Origin of the sequence: Bosea sp. NBC_00550, from assembly GCF_026020075.1 — a bacterium.
Taxonomy (GTDB): Bacteria; Pseudomonadota; Alphaproteobacteria; order Rhizobiales; family Beijerinckiaceae; genus Allobosea.
The window spans coordinates 929,461-950,220 of record NZ_CP102772.1 but is presented as its reverse complement, the minus strand read 5'-3'; the positions used below and the strand labels follow the sequence as shown (position 1 = coordinate 950,220).

General features: G+C 61.1%; 11 protein-coding genes and 2 pseudogenes. 7 read left to right on the top strand and 6 right to left on the bottom strand.

Annotated features, from left to right (window positions below; genetic code table 11):
* Positions 1-56: 56 nt before the first annotated feature.
* Positions 57-9,254, bottom strand: coding sequence for a peroxidase family protein (locus tag NWE53_RS04520; RefSeq protein ID WP_265053181.1), 9,198 nt, complete (start codon positions 9,252-9,254; stop codon positions 57-59).
* Between the two features lie 453 nt (positions 9,255-9,707).
* On the opposite strand from NWE53_RS04520, the gene NWE53_RS04515 reads away from it, so the two are divergent.
* Positions 9,708-11,198: a sensor histidine kinase gene (locus NWE53_RS04515; protein WP_265053180.1), complete on the top strand. Its 1,491-nt coding sequence runs from the start codon at positions 9,708-9,710 to the stop codon at positions 11,196-11,198.
* Between the two features lie 7 nt (positions 11,199-11,205).
* Here NWE53_RS04515 and NWE53_RS04510 read toward each other — a convergent pair whose 3' ends face one another.
* Entirely contained in the window at positions 11,206-11,892 is a 687-nt protein-coding gene (locus NWE53_RS04510; protein WP_265053179.1) for a response regulator, read from the bottom strand.
* A 233-nt stretch (positions 11,893-12,125) separates the two neighbouring features.
* On the opposite strand from NWE53_RS04510, the gene NWE53_RS04505 reads away from it, so the two are divergent.
* The 5 genes and pseudogenes from NWE53_RS04505 to NWE53_RS04485 all read left to right on the top strand — a co-directional run bounded on the left by NWE53_RS04505 (position 12,126) and on the right by NWE53_RS04485 (position 16,065).
* The gene (locus NWE53_RS04505) at positions 12,126-13,472 is read left to right on the top strand and encodes an Nramp family divalent metal transporter (RefSeq protein ID WP_265053178.1); all 1,347 of its coding nucleotides are present in this window, start codon (positions 12,126-12,128) and stop codon (positions 13,470-13,472) included.
* Between the two features lie 265 nt (positions 13,473-13,737).
* Positions 13,738-14,037: a PRC-barrel domain containing protein gene (locus tag NWE53_RS04500; RefSeq protein WP_265053177.1), complete on the top strand. Its 300-nt coding sequence runs from the start codon at positions 13,738-13,740 to the stop codon at positions 14,035-14,037.
* A gap of 169 nt (positions 14,038-14,206) precedes the next feature.
* Positions 14,207-14,464, top strand: coding sequence for a hypothetical protein (locus NWE53_RS04495; RefSeq protein ID WP_265053176.1), 258 nt, complete (start codon positions 14,207-14,209; stop codon positions 14,462-14,464).
* Positions 14,465-14,657: 193 nt separating this feature from the next.
* Positions 14,658-14,908: pseudogene (locus NWE53_RS04490) on the top strand (transposase); the annotation flags it as partial.
* A gap of 58 nt (positions 14,909-14,966) precedes the next feature.
* Positions 14,967-16,065: pseudogene (locus tag NWE53_RS04485) on the top strand (IS3 family transposase).
* A 114-nt stretch (positions 16,066-16,179) separates the two neighbouring features.
* Here the strand turns inward: NWE53_RS04485 and NWE53_RS04480 are convergent.
* The 4 genes from NWE53_RS04480 to NWE53_RS04465 form a co-directional block, all read right to left on the bottom strand.
* Positions 16,180-17,193 carry a phosphoribosyltransferase-like protein gene (locus NWE53_RS04480; RefSeq protein ID WP_265053175.1) on the bottom strand — a complete coding sequence of 338 codons (1,014 nt, stop codon included), beginning with the start codon at positions 17,191-17,193 and terminating at the stop codon, positions 16,180-16,182.
* Positions 17,194-17,590: 397 nt separating this feature from the next.
* On the bottom strand, positions 17,591-17,989 hold the full coding sequence (locus NWE53_RS04475) for a hypothetical protein (RefSeq protein WP_265053174.1): 399 nt from the start codon (positions 17,987-17,989) through the stop codon (positions 17,591-17,593).
* Positions 17,967-18,557 (bottom strand): hypothetical protein, encoded by a 591-nt coding sequence (locus tag NWE53_RS04470; RefSeq protein WP_265053173.1) that lies wholly within the window; start codon positions 18,555-18,557, stop codon positions 17,967-17,969. Before NWE53_RS04470 ends, NWE53_RS04475 begins: the two co-directional genes overlap by 23 nt.
* A gap of 45 nt (positions 18,558-18,602) precedes the next feature.
* Positions 18,603-19,745, bottom strand: coding sequence for a DSD1 family PLP-dependent enzyme (locus NWE53_RS04465; RefSeq protein WP_265054814.1), 1,143 nt, complete (start codon positions 19,743-19,745; stop codon positions 18,603-18,605).
* Between the two features lie 98 nt (positions 19,746-19,843).
* Between NWE53_RS04465 and NWE53_RS04460 the strand changes: the two genes are divergently transcribed.
* Positions 19,844-20,749, top strand: coding sequence for a LysR substrate-binding domain-containing protein (locus NWE53_RS04460; RefSeq protein WP_265053172.1), 906 nt, complete (start codon positions 19,844-19,846; stop codon positions 20,747-20,749).
* Positions 20,750-20,760: the final 11 nt, after the last annotated feature.

The window sequence follows — 20,760 nt, the reverse complement described above, 5'->3', positions numbered from 1 at the left end:
GGAAAGTGGAGAAGGCGGGCGGACCACGCGGCCCGCCCGCCGGCCTTCGTTCACATTCACAAGACGAAGTTGTTTGCGGTCAGGTTGTGGCTGCCCTTGAGCTCGATGCGGAACTCCTCCGCCGCGTCGCCGCCGACATTGCCACTCACGACCGTGTAGGCGACGCCTTCCCGCTCCTCGTAGGACACCATCAACTGTGCCGCCGCATCGAAGGCAGGCCCGTTGACGAGCGTGAAGTTCTGGTTGCCCGCCACCCCACTATTGGCATCCATGCCAGACAGATCCAGGCGATCTCCGGGCTGGAAGTCGAGGATAGTGTCGCCATCCGCGCTCTCGACATCGGAGAAGCGGAAGACGTCATCGCCGGCGCCGCCCTCCATCACATTCACCGCGCGACTTGCGGTGATCGTGTCGTTTCCGGAGCCGGTCGCGACGTTCTCGATATGCCACAGCGTGTCGCTGCCGCTCTGGCTGCTGACGGCGCTGCCGCGCCCCAGCATGCCATTGCCGAGATCCACCGTCAGATTGGCGCTGATCGCCGACAGGTCGAGCGTGTCGACGCCGTTGCCGCCATCGATCTCGTCGCCGTAATAGGTGTCGTTGCCGTCACCCACCTCGCCGACGAACAGGTCGTTGCCGGCCCCGCCGAAGGCAGCGTCATCGCCCGCTCCGGCATTGATGACGTCGTTGCCGCCCTGGCCGAAGAGCCTGTCGGCTCCGGCCTCGCCATTGACCAGATCAGCGTCCGCTCCGGCGAAGACATGGTCGTCGCCCGAGCCGCCATGCACCGTGTCGCGACCCGCGCCACCGTCGACGAAATCGGCGCCATCGCCTCCGGAGATCGCATCGTCCCCGGCTTCGCCGATGAGGACATCGTCACCGGCAAGGCCGATGATGCTGTCGCCGCCGCTCGTGCCGAGCAGGACATCACCCGAGGCCGTCCCGACCCGGACGTTGCTGCCACCCGTCGGCGTGGGAGCCGGCGTGCCCGCATCATCGTCGTCAGCGTCGCAATCGTCATCGTCGTCGTCGTCATGATCATCGTCATCTTCGTCTTCGTCTTCTTCATCGCCGGAGCCGAATTGCGGCATCCCATCGCCGGCGGTGAAGCAGATGCTATGTGTCGGACTCGTCATGGTGGTCACGCCGTTCGCGTCGGTCGTGATCTCGTAGTCCTCCGGCGCCGCGCCGTCGGGCAGCTCGATCACGTCCTGCGGCCGCAACGTCCCAACGATGGTGTCGTTGCCGCCATTGGAGCGGAACACGATGCGGTGCGCCGAGGTCAGGGCCGAAATGTCGACGGTGTCGTCGCCGGCCGCACCATCGATCGTGATGGTGTTGAGGCGCAGGCTCGTGGTCGAGAAGTCGCCGATGATCTCGAAGTTGTCGTTGCCGGCGAGACCGCCAGTTCCCGAAGGATCGGCGCCGTTGATGCGGATTTCTTCGATCTCGCTGAGTTCGGCGATCACCGAAGCGGCATCGGTGCCGTTGCGGGTAACGACGATCTCGGTGGCCGCCAGCAGCGCCGCTGCCGGATTGAGCGCCGCGAATTCGGCCCTCGTATAGATGCGGTAGGTTTCGGTCGAAGCATTGCCGACGATCGAGAAGGTGTCGCCGGCGCCGCCTTCGGTGCCGCCGTCGACTACGTCCCTGCCATCGGTCGGGCCGGAGGCATTGGCATTCCAGACGATCGTATCGTCGCCGTTGCCGCCATTGACGGTATCCACACCGGCATTGAGGCCGGGAATGGTCGCGTTGACGATGAAGTTGTCGATAAAGACGTTGTCGCCGCCATCCCAGTCGCCATTTACCTGGAAGCGGATCGCGGATTGCGGCCCGATTTGCTGCGCCGACAGGGCCACCGAGAAGTTGGCGTTGGTCGAATTGAGCACGCCACCGGCCAGGTTCTGCCAACTATTGCTGGTGTGATTCCAGGCCTGGACGGTCACGTTCTCCGTGCCGGTGACGCTACCGTCGCCGGTAAAGGCAAACTGCACCGTCGCCGAGGTTGCGCCAGTCAGGTTGAAGGCGCGCTGGATCCACTCGCCGCCATCAAGGTTCTCGTTGAACTGCAAGCGACCGCCCTCGATGGAGATATCGCCACCGGTGGCACTGGTGGTCTCGCCACCGCCTTCGGCCCAGTCTCCGGCGAAGGAGATTGTGCCATTATTGTTCGAATAGGCCTCGGTGCCGAAGCTGTCGACAAAGGCACCGATGTTGCTGCCGATCCCGCCCGAGAGCGTGTCATTGCCGTCGCCGCCATTGAGGATGTCGGCACCTTCGCCGCCATTGACGACGTCATTGCCGCCATTGGCGTTGACGGTGTCATTGCCGCCATTGGCATTGAACGTTTCGGAGGTGGTTCCCACGCCGTTGAGCGTATTGGCGTTGTTGTCGCCGTTGATCGTGCTGGTGGGCGCGGCGCCGGCGAGGATGAAGTCGAGCGCGCTGACGCCGACCGCGGTTGCACCGGTGCCGGAGACCGTGGCCTCGACCTCTTCGAGGCGGATGGTCCCGAGGACCACGCCACCGGCAATGCCGCCGGCATCATAGATCGTGATCAGGGTATCGTCCGTCGCCCCATCTTCGATGTCGGCGATGGTCACCCGTTGGGCGAAGTTCGCTGCCGTGATCCCCAGGGCGCTGATATTGATCAGGTCCTGGTTGGCAGCGGTGCCACCGACCGAGTCGAAGCTGTTGATGATGTCGCCGCCGAAGCCCGCAGCGTTGTAGACGACGGTGTTGAAGCCGCCACCGACATCGATGGTGTCGTTGCCGGCACCACCGATGATGGTGTCGTTGTCGTCGCCACCGTTGATCGTGTCATTGCCGTCCCCGCCATCGAGCAGGTCATTGCCGTCGCTGCCATTGAGCGTGTCGGTACCACCGGCACCGAACAGCTCGTTGTTCGCGTTATTGCCGGTGATGACATTGTTGGCGGCGTTGCCTGTCCCTCTGACTGCCGTGTCGTTGAGGTCGAGATTCTCGACATTGGCGCCGAGCGTGAAATCGACGCTGGATTCAACGAGATCGGTACCGCCGACCACGAGGTCTGTATTGGTTTCGGTCACCACATCGCCGGCATCGTCGACGAAGTAGGTGTCGTTGCCATCGCCGCCGATCATGGTGTCGGCACCGAGGCCACCCCGGAGAATGTCGATGCCGCCGAGCCCGCTCAGCGTATCGTTGAGGTCGCCGCTGGTGATGTCATTGTTGCCGGCATTGCCGGTGCCGACAAAGGCTCCCGCATCGGCCCCGCGATAGACGAGGTTTTCGACATTGGCCATGGTTGCCATGGACAGTTCGGTCATGAAGGTTTCGACCGTGTCCGTGCCTTCGCCGGCAGCTTCCACCACCACGTCGAGCAGGTCGTCGACGCCGTAGGTATCACTGCCGAGGCCGCCGACCAGCGTGTCGCCGCCGCCCGCTCCGACGAGGTCGAGAGCATCCGGATCGCCGGTATCGCGGGCATCGAGGTCGTCATTGCCCGCGCCGCCGACGAGCAGGTCGTCGCCGAGGCCGCCGACGAGATCGTCATTGTCGCCGCCGCCGAAGATCAGATCATTGCCGAGACCGCCGGTTATGGCGTCATTGTCCGCGTCCTCACCGGCGATGAAATTATTGGCGGTGGAGGCCGCGAGGTTGACGGTGCGCGTCCCGCCGGTCGGATCCGCCCGGCTGACGGCATAGTCGCCGACCAACTGGTAGCCATTGAAGAAGGCGCCATTGAAGTTGATGAGCTCGATGCCCGTCTCCGCGGTGGTGCCGGTATAGTGGCCATTCACGGTGATGGACTGCTGCGTGCCGGTGGGCAGCGTGTAGTTGATCACCAGATTGCCGTTCTCATTGCCTGTATTGCTGTCAAAGGCATTGAGGGCGTTGATGGTCAGGATCGGCAGGCCATCCACATCGAAGCCCGTGCTGGGGGCCAGGATGGAAATCTTGTCTGCCGTGCCTGCGCCTACGCCGCCGGCTTCGTTGATGACGTCGATGCCATCACCGAGGCCGAACGAATAGGTGTCGTTGCCGGCCCCGCCATTGAGCGTGTCGCCGGCGACGGCACCGCTGCCCACAGTGGTGCGGGTAATAGCCAGGGTGTCGATCGAGACAAACTCGTTTCCTTCTAGCGTGCTGGTGACAAAGCGGATCGCCGCATTTGCCGTGAAGGGACCAGTACCGACGAGAGCGAGATTGATATTGCGCGCCGCCAGGGACGACGTACTGTTGATAGTGTCGACCAAGATGAAGTCGGCATCGAGGCCGCTCCGCGAGAAATAGACCCTGACAGCGTCGTCGTCTGGTGCGGCGTCAAGGCTGTTTCCGCCGGTGCTGCGGCCCACGGTGTAGGTCAGAGTGGCTGCAATTGCATCGGCAAGGTTGACGGTGCGCTGGATCTGGCCGCCATCCCCGGCATTGAACCGTAGGTTGTCCTGACCATCATCGAGGCGAATCTGGCCGGTAGTTGGGCTGCCTGTCGGTTGGCCGCCGGGCGCGTTGCCGTCGCCGGTTTCTGTCCAAGGCGTCGTCCAAGCGGTATTGCCGTTGGAGTTGGCGAAGCTGCTAGTGTTGAAATTGTCCTGGAAGGTCACGGTCGTTAGGGCAGCGACCGCGCCATCGGCGCCGCCCACCAGGATATCGTTGCCGCCATTGCCGTTGAGAACGTCGGAGCCGGCAAGGCCGAGGATCAGGTCGTCGGCCGCCGTGCCGTTGAGCACGGGCTGGTTGAGCGGAGCCGCACCCTGCGGGGCAAGGCCATTGTCGCTATAGGGCGTGCCCACGATGATGTTGAGCGCGCCGCCGCCGGCGAACTCCACCTTTTCGATGTTGCGCAGCTTGTCGGTGCCATCGAGCGAGTCTTCGACGGCATGCGAAACGACGATCTGCCCATCCGCCGTGGCCGAGAAGGCATATTCGCCGCGGGCGCCCTGGAACCGCGCGATGTCCACGTCGCCGCTCGTCGTGTCCGTCTTGATCGTGCGGACGATGCCGAGCTGGCCGGGATTGATCGAGCCGTTGAACATGCTCGCGGCTAGCGTCGTCATGCTGTTGTGATAGGCGATCGGCGTGCCGGTCCGCTCGGTGGTCGCATAGACGGCGATCTGCACGTCGAGCCACTTGTCGCCGTCGATGATGTCATCGCCGGCATTGCCCTGGATGATGTCGCTGCCGTCGCCGCCGAGGATGATGTCGCCGGCATTGAAGACAACGGTGCCGGCCGCCATTGCGGTGACCTGCGCAGGAGTAAGACCCAAGACTTCGGCAAGGCCAGAGATCAGCGCCAGGCTTTCCTTGGTCAATTGGCTACCGCGATAGCCTTCCTGGCCGGTCGTTCCATCAGGAGCATTGGGGTCGAAGGGCAGGCGTTCCGAGCCCAAGGCATTCGAGCCGCCGAGCACGTCGTTGTATTTCGAGCCCGACAAACCTTCCATGGACGCATATTCGTCGAGGGCGGCATTCGCCGGCAGCGTCGGGGCTTCGTCGAAGACGATGGGCCGCGACAGGTCGGCATTGATGCCGAAAGTGCTGTCCTTGTAGGTCGCCCAGTCATAGCCCGACATGCCGGCCATTTTGCCGCGGCCGGTGCTGCCCACCATGATGTCGTCGCCGCCTTCGCCGATGAATTCGTCGAAGCCGCCATCGCCGAGGAACACGTCGTGTCCGTCGATGCTGTCATGGGCGAAGACCTCGTCGAAATTGTCGCCGGGGGCGCCGTCGAAGGTGCCGGTTTCGATCCAGTCGTCGCCCTCGTTGCCGAGGATGCGTTCGGCATTGCGGTTGCCATAGATGAAGTCGTTGCCGGTGCCGGCGAACACTTCCGAGCCCATGTCGGTGCCGAGGAAGATGAAGTCCTGGCCGTCATTGCCCATGACGAGGTCGAGGCCCGGGCCGGCATGCACGACGTCATTGCCCTTGCCTGCCTTGATGTTGTCGTCGCCGCCCATGTCCTTGATGATGTCGTCGCCGTCACCACCATTGAGGATATCGTTGCCGAAACCGCCTTCGATGATGTCGTTGCCGCCGTCGCCATAGACGGTATCGTCGCCGATGCCGGCAATCAGGACGTCATTGCCCGAGGGATTGAACGTATTGCCCGGATCGGTTCCGCCGAGCACGACGTGGTCGCTGCCATTGTATTTGAGATAGTTGGTGTCAGTGCCTGCCGTCGCCGGATTATTGCGGACGACCAGTTGGGTCAGGATGCCGGTACCGGTCGGGTCAATGCCCAGATTGTCGGCGCTCTCGTCGATATCGGTCGTCAGAGGATTGTCTTCGACAATGCCGTCGGCGCCCCCGCTTTCGCCCAGGCCCGGATTGTACTGCCGGCGCTGGTCGATCTCGAGGATGAGGCCGGGCGTCGAGAACACGTCCGATGGCAGGTGCGTCGCGTCGGTATTGCGCATCATCATGGCGGCGAAGGAGTTGTTCTCCATTTCGCCGAAGAGATGCAGGCCGTCGAGGCGCTGCAGGTAGTAGAAGCGGTCCCCGCTCTGCAGCAGTTCCATCTGCGCTTCGAAGACGAAGTTGAACGTGGCGCCGAGCATGCCGCCGAAGGGCATGATCTTTTCGGCAAGGCCGCCGATCCAGAGATCGATATTCTCGAGGCCGCCCAGGTTCGCGGCATAGATGCCGGTGCCGTTGAGGAATGCCTCCGCATCGGTCGGCATGACGAAGGCCGGATCAGCGGCGAATTTGCCGAAGGGCGTGCCGAAGATCAGCGTCATCGCGGCGTCGCGCTTGCCTTCGGCCGTCGTTTCGCCGGTGATCAGCGAATGCGTGCCGTAGGCCGCCACGAAGTTGATGATCGAGGCTTCGTGCTTGAGGTTGCCCGCAAAGTCGATCCAGCTCGTATAGGGCGTCAGGAGGGCATCCTGGTTGGTCATCTCGAAGAAGGTGCGGCGCGCTTCATTGAGCGAGGGCACGCCGACGTCACGGCCACGGGCGAGGTTGATGGTGGCGAGATCGAGCGGCAGGCCGAGCAGGTTGTTGCGCAGCGCGCTGGTGATGAACTCGTCGATCTCGTTGCCGACCTGGCGGGTCATGCCACGGATGATCGCGCCCGCTGCAATTCCGTCGTCGACGCCATCGGTGCTGGTAAAGGCCGTGGGATTGAGGAAGCCCTGGATCAGGCTGATGTGGTTGGGATTGAAGTTCGGGTCGAACTGGTCGATCGACTCGGTCAGCATGGAGTGGCCGAAGCGATAGACCACATGCGCGAACTCGGCGAAGATCGTCGGGTCCATCATCGTGTCGAAGCCATCGGGCACCAGGAACACGTTGATGTTGGGCTGGACCTTGCGGGCGAATTCTTCGAACACCAGGTGCTGGTATTGCATTTCGGTGCCGAACTTGGCCGCCTGGAAGATGCGTTCGCCATCCCAGGTGAAGCTGTCGAGCAGGGCCTTGAGGGCCACGGCGTCGGTCGGCAGTGTCGCCGGCAGGGCGTTTAGCTGCGCCTGGGTGATGTCGACCACGAGCCATTCATTGATGAAGGCCAGGTCCTTGCTCTCGAGCACCGTCGCCTTGGTGTGTTCGGCGAGGCGGTTGTGTTCGGAGTGGAACACGTGGTGGACGGCCGTCAGGCCGATGTTTTCATTGGCGCGACCGTCGCCGGCGACGAAGTGGGCGTCGAGCAGCTCGTTGTCATAGACACCCGGTTCGTTGCCGGGATTGTCGAGCCCGATGGTGATGTCGCCGTCAGCCAGACCGGTCGGCACTGCATTATGGGCAATGTCGGCGAGGAAGGCGTGGTTGAGCCGGACCGCCTCGGTCGGGACCGCCGGTGCAACGACGTCGAACAGGTTGGAGGGATTGACCGGATTGGCGAGATTGCCTTCGACCGTGAGGTCGTCACCGGTGTTTGGAATCCCGTCCAGACCGATATTGTAGATGATCTGCGGAAGGCCGTTCGGGCCCGGGATGAAATTGCCATAGGGGTCGGTGCGCAGCAGCGGCACCTTGCCCACATCGTTGTCGGTCAATTCGATGCCGAGCAGGGTCGCGGCCTGCGCCTTGACTTCGCCCCAGGTGGCCATGCCGCCATTGGCGCCTTCGATCAGGTGGCCGGTCGAAACCGGGCCGCCGGCGGTCGCTGCATATTGGCGCAGGAAGACCTGGTGCGAGGGGTGCGAGGTATAGGTCTGGTTCTGGTCGACATAGGCGGTCGTGGTATTGACCGGGCGCACGTCATCCGCCGTACCCAGCTGCCCGTCCGGGCCGGCCGAAACAGTGGCGCGGGTCAGAACCATGAAATTGGTGGTGCTGCCCTGGACATAAAGCGGATCGTCGGGGCTGAGCGGAATCATCACGGTGCCGCTGCCGCCCTTGTTGACGAGATCGAGGCCATGGTCGAAGAACTGGCCGAAGAGGGTAAACCAGGAGTTGAACGGAGCCGAAAGGCCTTCGTCTGGCGCGAAATTCGGGATGTGGACGTTGATGCCGTCCAGCGCGATGCCGTTCTCGGTCAGCAGTTCGAAGAGGCCATTGCCGGTCGGCGCTGGCCCGGCGGCGACATCGATAGCCGCCTTTGCCGCATCGAGGGCGAGCCGCGCCGCATCGGCGGCGTCCTGCAGGGCCTCGTTGCCTGGGCTGGCTGCTGCTGCTGCGGCGGCCGAAGCTTCAGCGCGCGCGGCTTCCTCGAATGTCTTGAAAAGCGGCTTGAGTGGAACGTAGAGCGCGGCAATCTGGCCGGTGATCACCATGCCAGGATCTTCAACCCCGGCATTCTGAAGAGCTGTCAGGATGGCAGCCGGGTTGGAGAGCGTCTGGTCGACCAACAGATTGCTGATCACACGCACATAGGGGTCGATGACATCGCTCGGGCCGGCGCGATTGCCGATGGTGATCGGGCCATTCGGCCCGGGAACCTGCATGGTCGGTCCGTCATTGTCGACGCCGGGCCGATATAGCATCGGAACGGGGCCAGCAGGGCCAGCGCCATCCGGGTCCACCATGATCGTGCGGAAGGTCGGATTCATCAGCTCGTTGAACGGCGTATCGGACGCGCCCCACTTTTCCTGGCCGGGAAGCAGGTGATTGTAGGAGCCGTCGACGGTGCGAAGCCCCCAGGAGAGGTTGTAGGTCGGAATCGATCCACCGGGTCCAAACAGCGGCTTTGCCGGGTTGCCCGGATCGCCGGTCGAGATGCCCTGCCGGAACGCAGCGTCAGCCTCAGCGATCTTGATCTGCTTGAGGATGAAGTCCAGGTCGCTCTTGATGTAGGTTACCATCGTACTTATCCCCAATGTTATGGACACCAAGCGCAACTTCGCGCGAACTGAGCTTTAACAGGGCATCGACGCTGCATTTATTCGAACGGGGCTTCGGTCGTCTCGAAACATGACGAATAGACCGCAATGCGACGCTCATGATCTCAGCGAGTATCATTGTACTGGGGCGCGTTTGTTCATAGATCGGAAGGTCCAGCCAAAGAGTGAGACTTTGGTCCGTATTCCCAGGCGACCTTTTTCGGCTCGATGCGAAGATCGGCAGGTTCGACAACACGTCATGGTGCGCTGCGAATTCACAATCGCAAGCGCAATAAATCGCGTCCCAAAACATGAATACGACGCCATGTCAGCACGCTGCCGCGCAAACCGCATCAATGCTGTCGTCCGCATGTCGCCATTTCATTCCGATTTGTTGTAGATTTCGCCCCAGATTCGCTGGGTGAGTGATTGTTAGGTCTGCGGCCACAAAATGGATCAGGGATGGGCAAGCCTACTGATGGAAAGCTCGACAAAAACCCGGTGACCGCAGAAGGACGCGGGCAAGCGGCTTCCAGTGTTCAAAAGCTTGCGCGCTGGCTGGCGGTGCTGAGCCCATTTGTGAGGCCCTGGCGCGCCCTCAGCTTGGAGCGCAAATTCTTGCTCACTGCCACACTAGCCATTGTGTTATCGATGGTGACGTTGGGTTACTGGGTCGAAAAGCGAATCCGCGTAGGTTGGATTCAGGGCATGGCGGAGACCGGCGCTCTCTATCTCGAGGGCTTTCTGGCGCATCATGTCCAGACGCTCGAAAATTCCCGGATCTTGCCCGCAGCGAGCCAAATCGAGATCCAGAACTTGCTGTCCAATACCCGCCTTGGTAACCGGGTCGCGATCATAAAGATCTGGGGGCTCGACGGAAATCTTATATACAGTACGAACAATTCAGATTCGCATGAAAAACTTCATGGCGGCTACATCGATCGTATTAAAGACGGTCAAGTCGTTGTTGATGATGACACGGACGACCATGCTTCAGAATTAAAATCGATTAACATCACTCCGAGACTGATCGAAATTTATGCGCCTATATACAAAATGAATTCCAACAACATAATAGCCATCGGGGAATTCTATGAGTATGATAAATTTCTGATAAGTGAGATTAAAAGCGTCAAATACGGAACCTGGTTCCTGATATTCAATGTTTCCATCATAATTATTGTTCTTTTACATATAATCGTGAGTAAAACTGGCAAAACCATTGGAGACCAACAAGAATTGCTGGAAGCCAATTTTGCCCGCGCGGCCGAATTGGCAAAGCGAAACAACGCCCTGCGGCGCGCGGCAGATCGCGCTCGGCTCAATGCGACGGTCTTGAACGAGACATATCTCGCCAGCATTGGCGCGGATATCCATGACGGGCCCATCCAGGTGCTCAGCCTGATGATGCTTAAACTGCCTGACGCAAAGGCGGACGCAACTCAGCCTGACGACTTGGGCATGGTGCGGAAGGATCTGGAGCCCCTGATCCAGCAAACGCTTGCAGATCTGCGTAATCTCTCCGCTGGGCTGGTGCTTCCCGAGGTCGAGAATCTGTCCCCGATGGAGACGATCGATCTGGCGATCACGCGGCACGAACACCAGACCGGAACCATGGTCCTGCGCAATCTCGAGGATTTACCCGAGCGCGTCTCGCGCGCCATCCGGGTCTGCGCATATCGCGTGGTTCAGGAGGCCCTCAACAATTCCTACAAACATGCAGGAGGCCAGGGGCAGCGGGTGTCCGCGCGTCGCAACGGCAAGATGCTGGAGATCGTGGTGACGGATATTGGCACGGCTCCGACATTGCAACGCCATCATCCCGCGCGCAGTGCGAAGCTCGGGTTGCAAGGCATGGACAGTCGCGTCAGGGCGCTCCGCGGCAGCCTGACCATCGCGCGGCTGGTCAACGGCGGGACCGAAGTTCGAGCAATTCTGCCGGTGCGTTCCTGATTCCGGCCTAAATCGATTTCTGCGGCCGCGGCGAAACGCGCATGCCCTCAAAAGCCGAGGGATTCAGCCGCTGTGCTGCGATCACCACTTCCAACCTGTTGCGTGCCTTTAGTTTCTGCATGAGAAGCGTCATATAGCCCTTGACGGTCTTCTCGCTGAGGGACAATGCGCTCGCAATTTCTCGGTTCTGCTTGCCGCACAAAAGCAGCCTGACGATCTGATCCTCCCGAACGCTGAGCCTCGCGCTCTCTGCGACCTGTCGGTCCAGCGCTTTACCGTGCAAGGCGCTGATCACTTTGGCGGCAAAGCAGGGAGTGATGTAAATCTCGCCCCGACACGTCATCTCGATGGCCTTGATCAGTTCATCGGCGCTGCTGCCTTTCAAGACGTAGCCTTTGGCGCCCGCCTCAAGGGCTTGAATGGCATGGTCCGTGTTCGTCGAGGCCGTAAATACGACAATCTTCATGTCTGGCGCCGCTTTTGTAGCGTCTTTGATCGCCAGAAACGCGTCCCCTGGCATGTTCAGGTCGACTATCATCGCGTCAGGTCGGAATTTTTCTGTAATCGAATAGATGTCGCCCGCATTTGAGCCGGCTGCAGCCAATGAAAACCCGACATTTCGTTGCATGAGGGCCATAAGACCTTCCATTAAGAGTGGATGGTCGTCGACAACCGCGATCGATATTTTCCCCATATTCCCCTCATTTTTTAGCTTGCATCACGACGCCGCATTTAGGAGTAACTGCAACACCATGATAAACGATTGAGTAATTGTCAAAATTATACGGATTTGCACTACGAAGTACCTCTTTATTGCCGTTATCTACCCCTGAGTAATAAGAATTCAACTTGCGAATCCTGAGAGCTGACATAGGCTGCTGTTGATGCGTCATCTTTCCCCGCCGCAAAGCCGAGGCCGACGGATTCATGACGGCGAATATTGGCCATCAGCCGAGAAAAATCGGTTGGCAACGCGCCCCGCGCGAACCTTCGCTTGTCGAGGCCTTTGCCTCGGTGCCGTTGGGCCCCGGAGCGACATCGTGGCGAAGATTCCTCGCCTTTCTGGGGCCCGGATACCTTGTTGCCGTAGGCTATATGGACCCTGGGAACTGGGCGACCGCCGTCGCCGGAGGATCCCGCTTCGGCTATGCGCTCCTCTTCGTCGCTTTGCTTTCGAACGTCATGGCGATCGTTCTGCAAGCGCTCTGTGCCAGACTCGCGATTGCGACTGGCCGCGATCTTGCGCAGGCTTGCCGGGACGCCTATCCGCCTTGGATAAGCGTGCCTCTTTGGGTGCTGGCGGAACTCGCCATTTGCGCGACCGACCTCGCCGAGGTGCTTGGAACAGCGATCGCGCTCAATCTGCTCTTCGGCCTGCCGATCGAGGTCGGCGTGGTACTGACCGCGCTCGATGTTTTCGTCGTGCTTTGGCTGCAGAACAAGGGCATTCGCTGGATCGAGGCTTTCATCATCACACTGCTCGGCGTGATTGCCATTTCCTTCGCTATCCAACTGGCGATGGCGAATCCGGACTGGCGCGGAGTGCTAGGTGGATTTGCCCCGAGCCGCGTGATCCTAACCGACCCTGATATGCTCTATCTGGCGCTCGGCATCATCGGCGCAACGGTCATGCCGCATAACCTTTATCTACATTCGGGCATCGTCCAGACTCGCGCCTACGGCCGTGAGGAGCGCGACCTCCGCGAGGCGCTTCGCTTCGCGACGATCGATTCCAGCGCCGCCTTGCTCTTCGCCTTTCTCGTCAACGCCTCGTTGCTCATCGTCGCCGCGGCGATATTCCACTCCGCCGGCCAGACCCACGTGGCCGAGTTGGAGCAGGCCTATAAGATCCTTACGCCGCTTCTGAACAGCGCAACTGCGCCGACACTCTTTGCGATCGCGCTCCTGTGCTGCGGCATAAATGCCAGCGTGACGGCGACCATGGCCGGGCAGATCGTGATGGAGGGCTTCATCGAGATCCGCTTGCCAACATGGCTGCGGCGCCTGGTAACCCGCCTCGTCGCCATTCTGCCCGCGGTGATCGTGCTGCAGTTTTACGGCAACACCCGCACCACGGACCTCCTGATCTTGAGCCAGGTCGTATTGGCCCTGCAATTGCCCTTCGCTGTGACGCCGCTGGTGTTGCTGACAGCTTCACGCAAGAAGATGGGGGCTCTTGCACCGCCCCTCTGGCAGACAGGGCTGGCCAGCGCGATAGCGGTTGTGCTGATCGCGCTCAATCTGACGCTTGTCACGGGCATGGTGTTGCGGTGATACGCACCGCCCGCCCAGGAACCGGCTCATTTGGTGGGAGCGGGCGGATATCGATCAGGTCGGACTTTTGAACTGAGCAACTCGGCCGATCGATACCGGCTTTCAAAAATGCTTCTTCGAAATCGAATTCCTGGTCGTTCTTTCGATTTTCCTTCGCTTCAAAAACTCTACCGAGTCCAAGTCGGTCAGAACTTGATTGGCTCGGCGGCGGAACAGCGGTTGTCGCCACTCGTTCATTCCGCTCTAGCGAACGAGGAGGAAAACCATGGACCATTCGAAGCATGCGCGTCTCTCCGCTACCGAGCTCAACGCCGGCGTCCTCGAGGGGGCTACGATCTATGGTCCAGGCGACGAAAAAATCGGCTCGGTCTCTCACATCCACGGCGTGGGGCCGGCGACCCAGGTTGTTGTGGACGTCGGTGGCTTTCTCGGGATCGGCGCAAAGCCTGTGTCGGTGGCTCTCGATCAGCTTGAGTTCATGCGAGACGAAGATGGCGATGTGCATGCCGTTACGAGCTGGACCAAGGACCAGCTCAAGGAGATGCCCGAGCATGTCGACCCATAAGGGCCAGGGATTTTCCGCAATCGTCGCAGTCTCGCTCGCACGCGGCCGGGCCTTTTTGGCATCGACATTCGGTGGGGAAAGGTGTCTGATAATGGGGCCGTCGTCTCCATACCGCTTTTGGACATGACCGCGTGCGGCGCTTCCTGACTCGATTGAGCGGAGACACGCTATGATTACCGGAAATGGCTATCTGTACCTGCGCAATGGGCGCCGGGCTGAAGTTTCCTACGAGTTTGCGAGCAACGACGACGACCGTCGTGCCGGCCATCTTCTCTTCGATACGACGATATTCGACGACACCCTGTTTTGTCACAGGCTCATCTTGGGCTGCGAGGACGGCGAGGCCGTCGCGGTATCGATCTTGAACCGCGGTGATAGGCACCTCGCGGTCACAGGTCGTGTGCTCGCTCGGATTCAGTCTCCATAGGGACACGATTATCGCGCTGGACGATCCAGCCCGGCCACGCTTTCCTGCCTGGCACGGTCCTGACGGCCATTGCCGGAGTAGCGTGGGTGCCAGCTGATAGATGCTGACCGAATATGCCAGATAAGTCCACCTAGGCTCAGGACCTATTAATTTGGTCTGTGGTGTGATTCACGGTGTCTAGGAGGATGCCGTGATGGGGGATTTGTTTCTGCTGAGCGAGCGGCAGATGACACGGATATCGCCGCATTTTCCGCTGTCGCACGGCGTATCACGGGTCGATGATCGGCGCGTGGTCAGCGGTATCGTCTATGTCATCCGCAACGGCCTGCAGTGGAAGGACGCGCCCAAGGACTACGGTCCCCACAAGACGCGTCTCACAACCGCTTCCTCCGCTGGAGCCGGCTCGGCGTCTTCGACCGGATCTTCGCCGGGCTTGCCGGTGACCTGAGCCCCTGATCCTCCTCCAGATTTGAGTGGAGTCCGTCACTCAAGGAGACGGACGATGCGCCCCTCACGATTTACGGAAGAGCAGATCATCGGGATGCTAAAGGAGCAGGAGGCCGGAGCGGCGACGGCGGATGTCTGCCGCAAGCACGGCATCTCCTCGGCGACCTTCTACAAGTTCAAGGCGAAGTATGGCGGGATGGACGTGTCGGATGCGCGTCGAGTGAAGACGCTGGAGGACGAGAACGCCCGCCTCAAGAAGTTGCTGGCCGAACAGATGCTCGACAATGCGATCCTGAAGGATGTCGCCGCAAAAAAATGGTGGCGCCCGATGCGAAGCGGAAGGCGGTGGCTCATGCCTGCACGGTGCATGCAGTGAGCCAGCGTCGGGCGTGCCTGGCCTTGACGATCGACCGCTCGACGGTACGCTCACGAGCACCCGGCCGGACGATGCCCTGCTGCGCGAGGCGATGAAGGGCGTGGCGGCGGAGCGCCGGCGGTTCGGCTACCGCAGGATCCACATCATGCTGGACCGCCAGGGCATCGTGATGAACCAGAAGAAGCTGCGACGGCTCTATAGCGAGGAGAAGTTGCAGGTCCGCCGGCGTGGCGGCCGCAAACGGGATTGGGCACTGCGCAGGCCCATGCTCGTGCCTGATCGGGCCAATGTGCGCTGGAGCCTCGACTTTCTCTCCGACACGATCTCGGACGGTCGCCGCTTCAGGGTGCTCGCCATCGTCGACGACTATACGCGCGAGTGCCTGGCGCTCGTCGCCGACACCTCGCTCTCGGGTCTGCGCGTGACCCGCGAACTGGATGGCGTCATTCGCCTGCGCGGCCGGCCGGGGACGATCGTGTCCGACAACGGCACCGAGTTCACCTCGATGGCGATCCTGCGCTGGTGCCAGGAGACCGGCGTCGAGTGGCACTACATCGCCCCCGGCAAGCCGACGCAGAATGCCTTCGTCGAGAGCTTCAACGGACGCTTCCGGGATGAGTGCCTCAACGACACGCTGTTCTCGACGCTCACTGAAGCCCGCAACGCTATCAGCGCATGGAAGGAGGACTACAACCGACACCGACCCCATTCGGCCCTCGGCAACATCACGCCCGCCGAGTTCGCCCTCAAATCCACGCTGGAAAAACAGGCCGCTTAAGGCCAGAAATCAAACTCAGGACTCTCCCTCAGGTCGGAGGAGAAATGGGTCTCAGGTCAGGCATCCCGGGTTGTGAAACCCGGCACCGCTTGCGCGGTGCATTGCTAGACGACACTACGGAGCCCTCAACTGGGTTGGAAAATAGAGCTCATCATCTTGGCGGGCAAGTATTAGCGCCCCGTGCTTTGCTGCTTTCCACCGCAATTCGCGCCGTCCCAGTTTGGTCAGTCGACGGGTCGGAGATAACCATCCGGCAATTGACGCCACTTCCACAATTTCGGTGACTCTGGCGATTGGCAGGCGCGTTCGCGCGGAGAGGCCTTCTATGGACTGCAAACCGCTTCTCACGGCGTGCAGAACAAGCATGGTGTGCGTCCACACGCTGCCCGATTGCTTGTGCAGAATCTCGCGGGCATTCCTAACACCAAGCAATTCTGTCGATTGCTTTACAACATGGTCCGAAGTGTCCGCAACTTGATCCAGCTCCGACATTAGCGTGCTCCGGCCTTGAAAAAGCGGTTGCCAGCCGTTCAGCGAGCTATGAAATATCTGGGGTGCGTTGTTCGGAATGCCGTGAGAAAACGCGATTAGCGAGCCGGTGGCGTTGAACCCCATCGGCCACTTTGATCCCTTCGGATACTTTTTGCACAGATCCTCGATGGCTTTGAGGTCGGCTCCCATGAAGGTCTCACTGACGACGGGACATGCCGCGTAGATCGTCAATGTTGGATTGAGGCGATGGTCAGCCACAGTCTTGGCACCCCATTCTGCGGCTGAATAGCAAACGACCTCGAATTCAATAAGCCCATATGACCGCCAACTCTGGATGCTCGCTACATTTCCGAAAGCTTCCAGGATCTCGCAGGCACGCTTACCCGAGCCGATGAAGTCAGTGACGATGACAATTTTTCGGACCCGCTTCGCTCGCAAATCATCGGGCCCAGGATGAGATAGAACTGTAGCTGGATTGGCATTGCGCAATTTAGATATCAGGGCAGCCAGGATCCCTTCGCTGCCAACATCCTGCCTATTAGGCGACACTAAAACCGGCTGGACGCCATGACCCGTGGCTCGTCCTCGTTCAATCTTTGGGAACAACGGCAACACATTGCCGTCTGCTTTAGCCATCTCTCGCTCGGGTAGAGCGCGATCACCTGACCTGCTTCCCTCGCGCAAGCGGCGATCACCGCGAGTTGCTTGGTCATCTTCGAATTGAACTCGCTGGAACTAATTAGCAGCAATCCATCGAGCAACTTCTTTGCTATCGGCTTGTCAACAGTATCGAAGTTTTGCAGCCAAGCCTCGCCTGCAGCTGTACCCGATAGAAAGCTCATTGTGGTTTCATAGTCCCAGTCATGCGAACTCGCTCCACGTTCAGCGGTATATGCATCTCGCCCCACATGAGCGACTTATAGACTCTGAACGTTGGCGACGCTTTCGACTAGTGTGCCGCAGCCCGCCTCGGATTAGCGCTCGTTGTTGTCGGCGGCGATCGATCGAAAAGCTAACGTCGGCGCATACGGGGTTACGGCTGGCAGACGACACAACCGACTGCTCCGATTTCCGCGCAGGCAGAAAAGAAGCCCATCAGGATCCAATACAGCTGAACGAAATTCGGCCTGAGCGGATTACCGTCAGCGGCCTGCGCAAAGCCATTGGCAACGTCGGTACGGCTCAGCGAGGAGGTAACGATAAAAACCCGGCGGACGACATCAGGCGCCCCGACCACTTGGCCAATGTTGACCTCAACCTCGTCGCGTGCGCCGCCGCGGATGTACCGAGCCATTGCGGTCATCGCTCCATCATTCCGATAAATAGTGTCCCAGCCCTCGTATTTGACCGCCATCACATCTCCGGCGAGGTTAAGCCGGCCGAGATTCTTGATGCCCTGACCGACGGCATCATGAAAGGCGGATGCGCTCAACGAACGATCGCCTGCTTGGCGTGATAGAAGCTGATCGTCGCCGGGGTCGTCTCAGTCGCGACGCCGATAAAATCGGCCCACCCGTCGCCGAGATCGTCGCAGATGAGCATGTCCTCACGCGCACGCTGTCCACGACAGCGCGGAAGACCGAACCTTGCGAGAACTCGGCCTGTCCGTTCGCGAACGATCCCTTCTCGCTTGTGGCCGCACCGAGCGAGGGATTCGCGATGAGGTGTCGCAGGAACATTTTTCCGCCGCCGACCAGCGCGTCGTCTCGGAAGAGCGTACCGTTCACATACGCTAGGCTGAGATCGTTGAAGAGGACAGTAAACATATCTTCCTCATCAACGTATCGCGAAAGGGGTATGCGATCTTCATCCGCGCCAAGCCCAAGCGCAGCATCTTCGACCATCACATCGGTGAACAGAGGCTTCTCAAGTTGCCTGAGAGCGATCCGGGTTTTGCCGATCCGGAGCGCGCCAACCCTGTCGCAGGCATCTAGGGAGTCTCCAGACTCCAGACGGATGACCGCGACCAGCTCCTTGCGGGCGACTTCGTTGGCTTTCATCCCTGATCAACTTTCCTCCCGGTGATGATCTGAATAATTGATCGCCTACCAGCCGCCGAAGCGTTCCCACCGGGCGAGCGCTTTGCCGCCTTCGGCGGGGATGACATCGTAGGCATCGAACTGGCTCGCTGTTGCGCAGGCATGGTTCGGCAGGATGCGCAACCTGGCGCCAATTCGAAAATCAGGCAACGTCGCGCGACTACCGGGCCTCACGGTTACGATGCCGTGTTCCTGGTTCGCCGACGCCAGGATGAGGTCGGGGATTACGCGGCCCTCCGCGTCGCAGACGACCCCGTAACCCTGGTCCACGGCCTGGTTCGCCGTGCCGCGGTCGCGGGACATGGCCATCCAGCCGGCATCGACAAGAATCCAGCCGCGAGAGCGCTGGTGTCCAATCACGGTCGTCAGCACCGAGAGGGCGATGTCGTCGGTCGCGCAGACGCCGATACCGGCCATGAAAAGGTCGAAAAACGTGGAGACGCCCGCCCGGATTTCCGTCACGCCGGCCAAGTTGCGGGCGGCAAGCGCGGTCGGGGTCGAGCCGACGCTGACCACGGGGCATCGCAGACCGGCATCTCGGAGCCGCGTCGCGGCCCTGACTGCCACGGCGCGCTCCCGCTCGGCGAATTCCGCCTGGGCTTCTTCGCCGACCGCGCCGTAGCTTTCGCCGGCATGGGCCATCACGCCCCGGAGTTCCGCTCCCTCGCTGAGCTGGCATCCGATCCGGATCAGCGCGTCGTCCTCCGGACCGATACCGCCCCGGTGGCCGTCGCAGTCGATCTCGATCAGCGCCGGAATCGGGGAGGCTGCCGCCCGGGATGCTTCCACTACTGCATCAGCTTGATCGGTCGAATCGAGGATCACAGAGAGTTCGCAGCCAGCTGATCGAAGCGCAGCGACGCGGGGCAGCTTCTCCGGGGCGATACCGACGGCATAGAGGATGTCCCGGACGCCGGCTGCAAAGAACATCTCTGCCTCTCGCAGGGTCGAAACCGCTGCCGGCCCGTTGCCCTCCGCAAGAAGCCTACGGGCAACCTCTATGGATTTCGCGGTCTTGAGATGCGGGCGGAGCGCCACGCCGAGCCGTGCGGTGCGCTCGCGCAGCCGGTCGATATTGGCGAGCATTCGGCTTTCCTCGAGCAGCAGTGCCGGCGTGGGCATCGCGGCCAGCCTGTCGGCGACTTTCATGGTTGCCTCCCGTCCTGAACGTGTCGGGCGGGACCTTAGACGTTCGCGCATCCAGGCAGAATTTACCTGATCTGCATCTTGGATTAAGTCTGAGCTTAATGCTGACGTCTCAGGACCTGTCCTTCTTTTCCGCTATCGCCCGGGCGCGTTCGCTCGCAGCAGCAGCCCGCGAGCTCGACGTAACGCCGCCGGCCGTGTCGCAGCGCCTGCAAGGCCTGGAGGCTCGTCTCGGGGTTCGACTGGTGAACCGCACAGGTCGTCGCCTCACGCTGACTGCCGAGGGGACGCTGCTCGCCGAGCAAGGTGGCGACGTGCTGGAGCGAATGGAAGGAATTTCGGCGTCGCTCTTCCAACGACGCAATACCGTAAGCGGCCGCCTGCACGTTGCGGCGCCATTTGGGTTCGGCCGCGCCCATGTCGCGCCGGCGATGGCCGAGATGCGGCGCCGCTTCCCGCAGGTCGAGCTCACACTGACGCTGCACGACGATCCCGGCAGCATCCGCAGCGAGCAATGGGACGTGATCGTCCAGGTCGGCCCTTTGGCCGACAGCGCGCTCGCACTGCGCCGGCTGGCCCCGAACCGGCGAATCCTGTGCGCTGCGCCGGGCTACCTCGCTGAGCGTGGCGCGCCCGAAACACCGAGCGACCTGGAACGGCATGTCTGCGGCGTCATTCGTGAAGACCGGGCCGACGTGACGCTGTGGAGCTTCGCTGCAAAGGATGGAAGCACGGCCACAGTTCGTGTCCGGCCGGCGCTCGTCAGCAACGACGGCGAGGTCATCAAAGGCTGGGCCCTCGCCGGGCTCGGGATCGTTCAGCGATCGGAGTGGGACGTTGCGGACGACTTACGCGACGGGCGGCTGGTCGAGGTACTCGGCGCTTGGCGCCTGCCTGACGCCGACGTCGTGGCACTGCTCGGCCCACGTCAGGGCCGGGCAGCCCGGATGGAGCATTTCGTGCAAATTCTAAAGGATTGCTTGTCACGCACGCCTTGGCGGCGGTGAGAAGGTGCGAC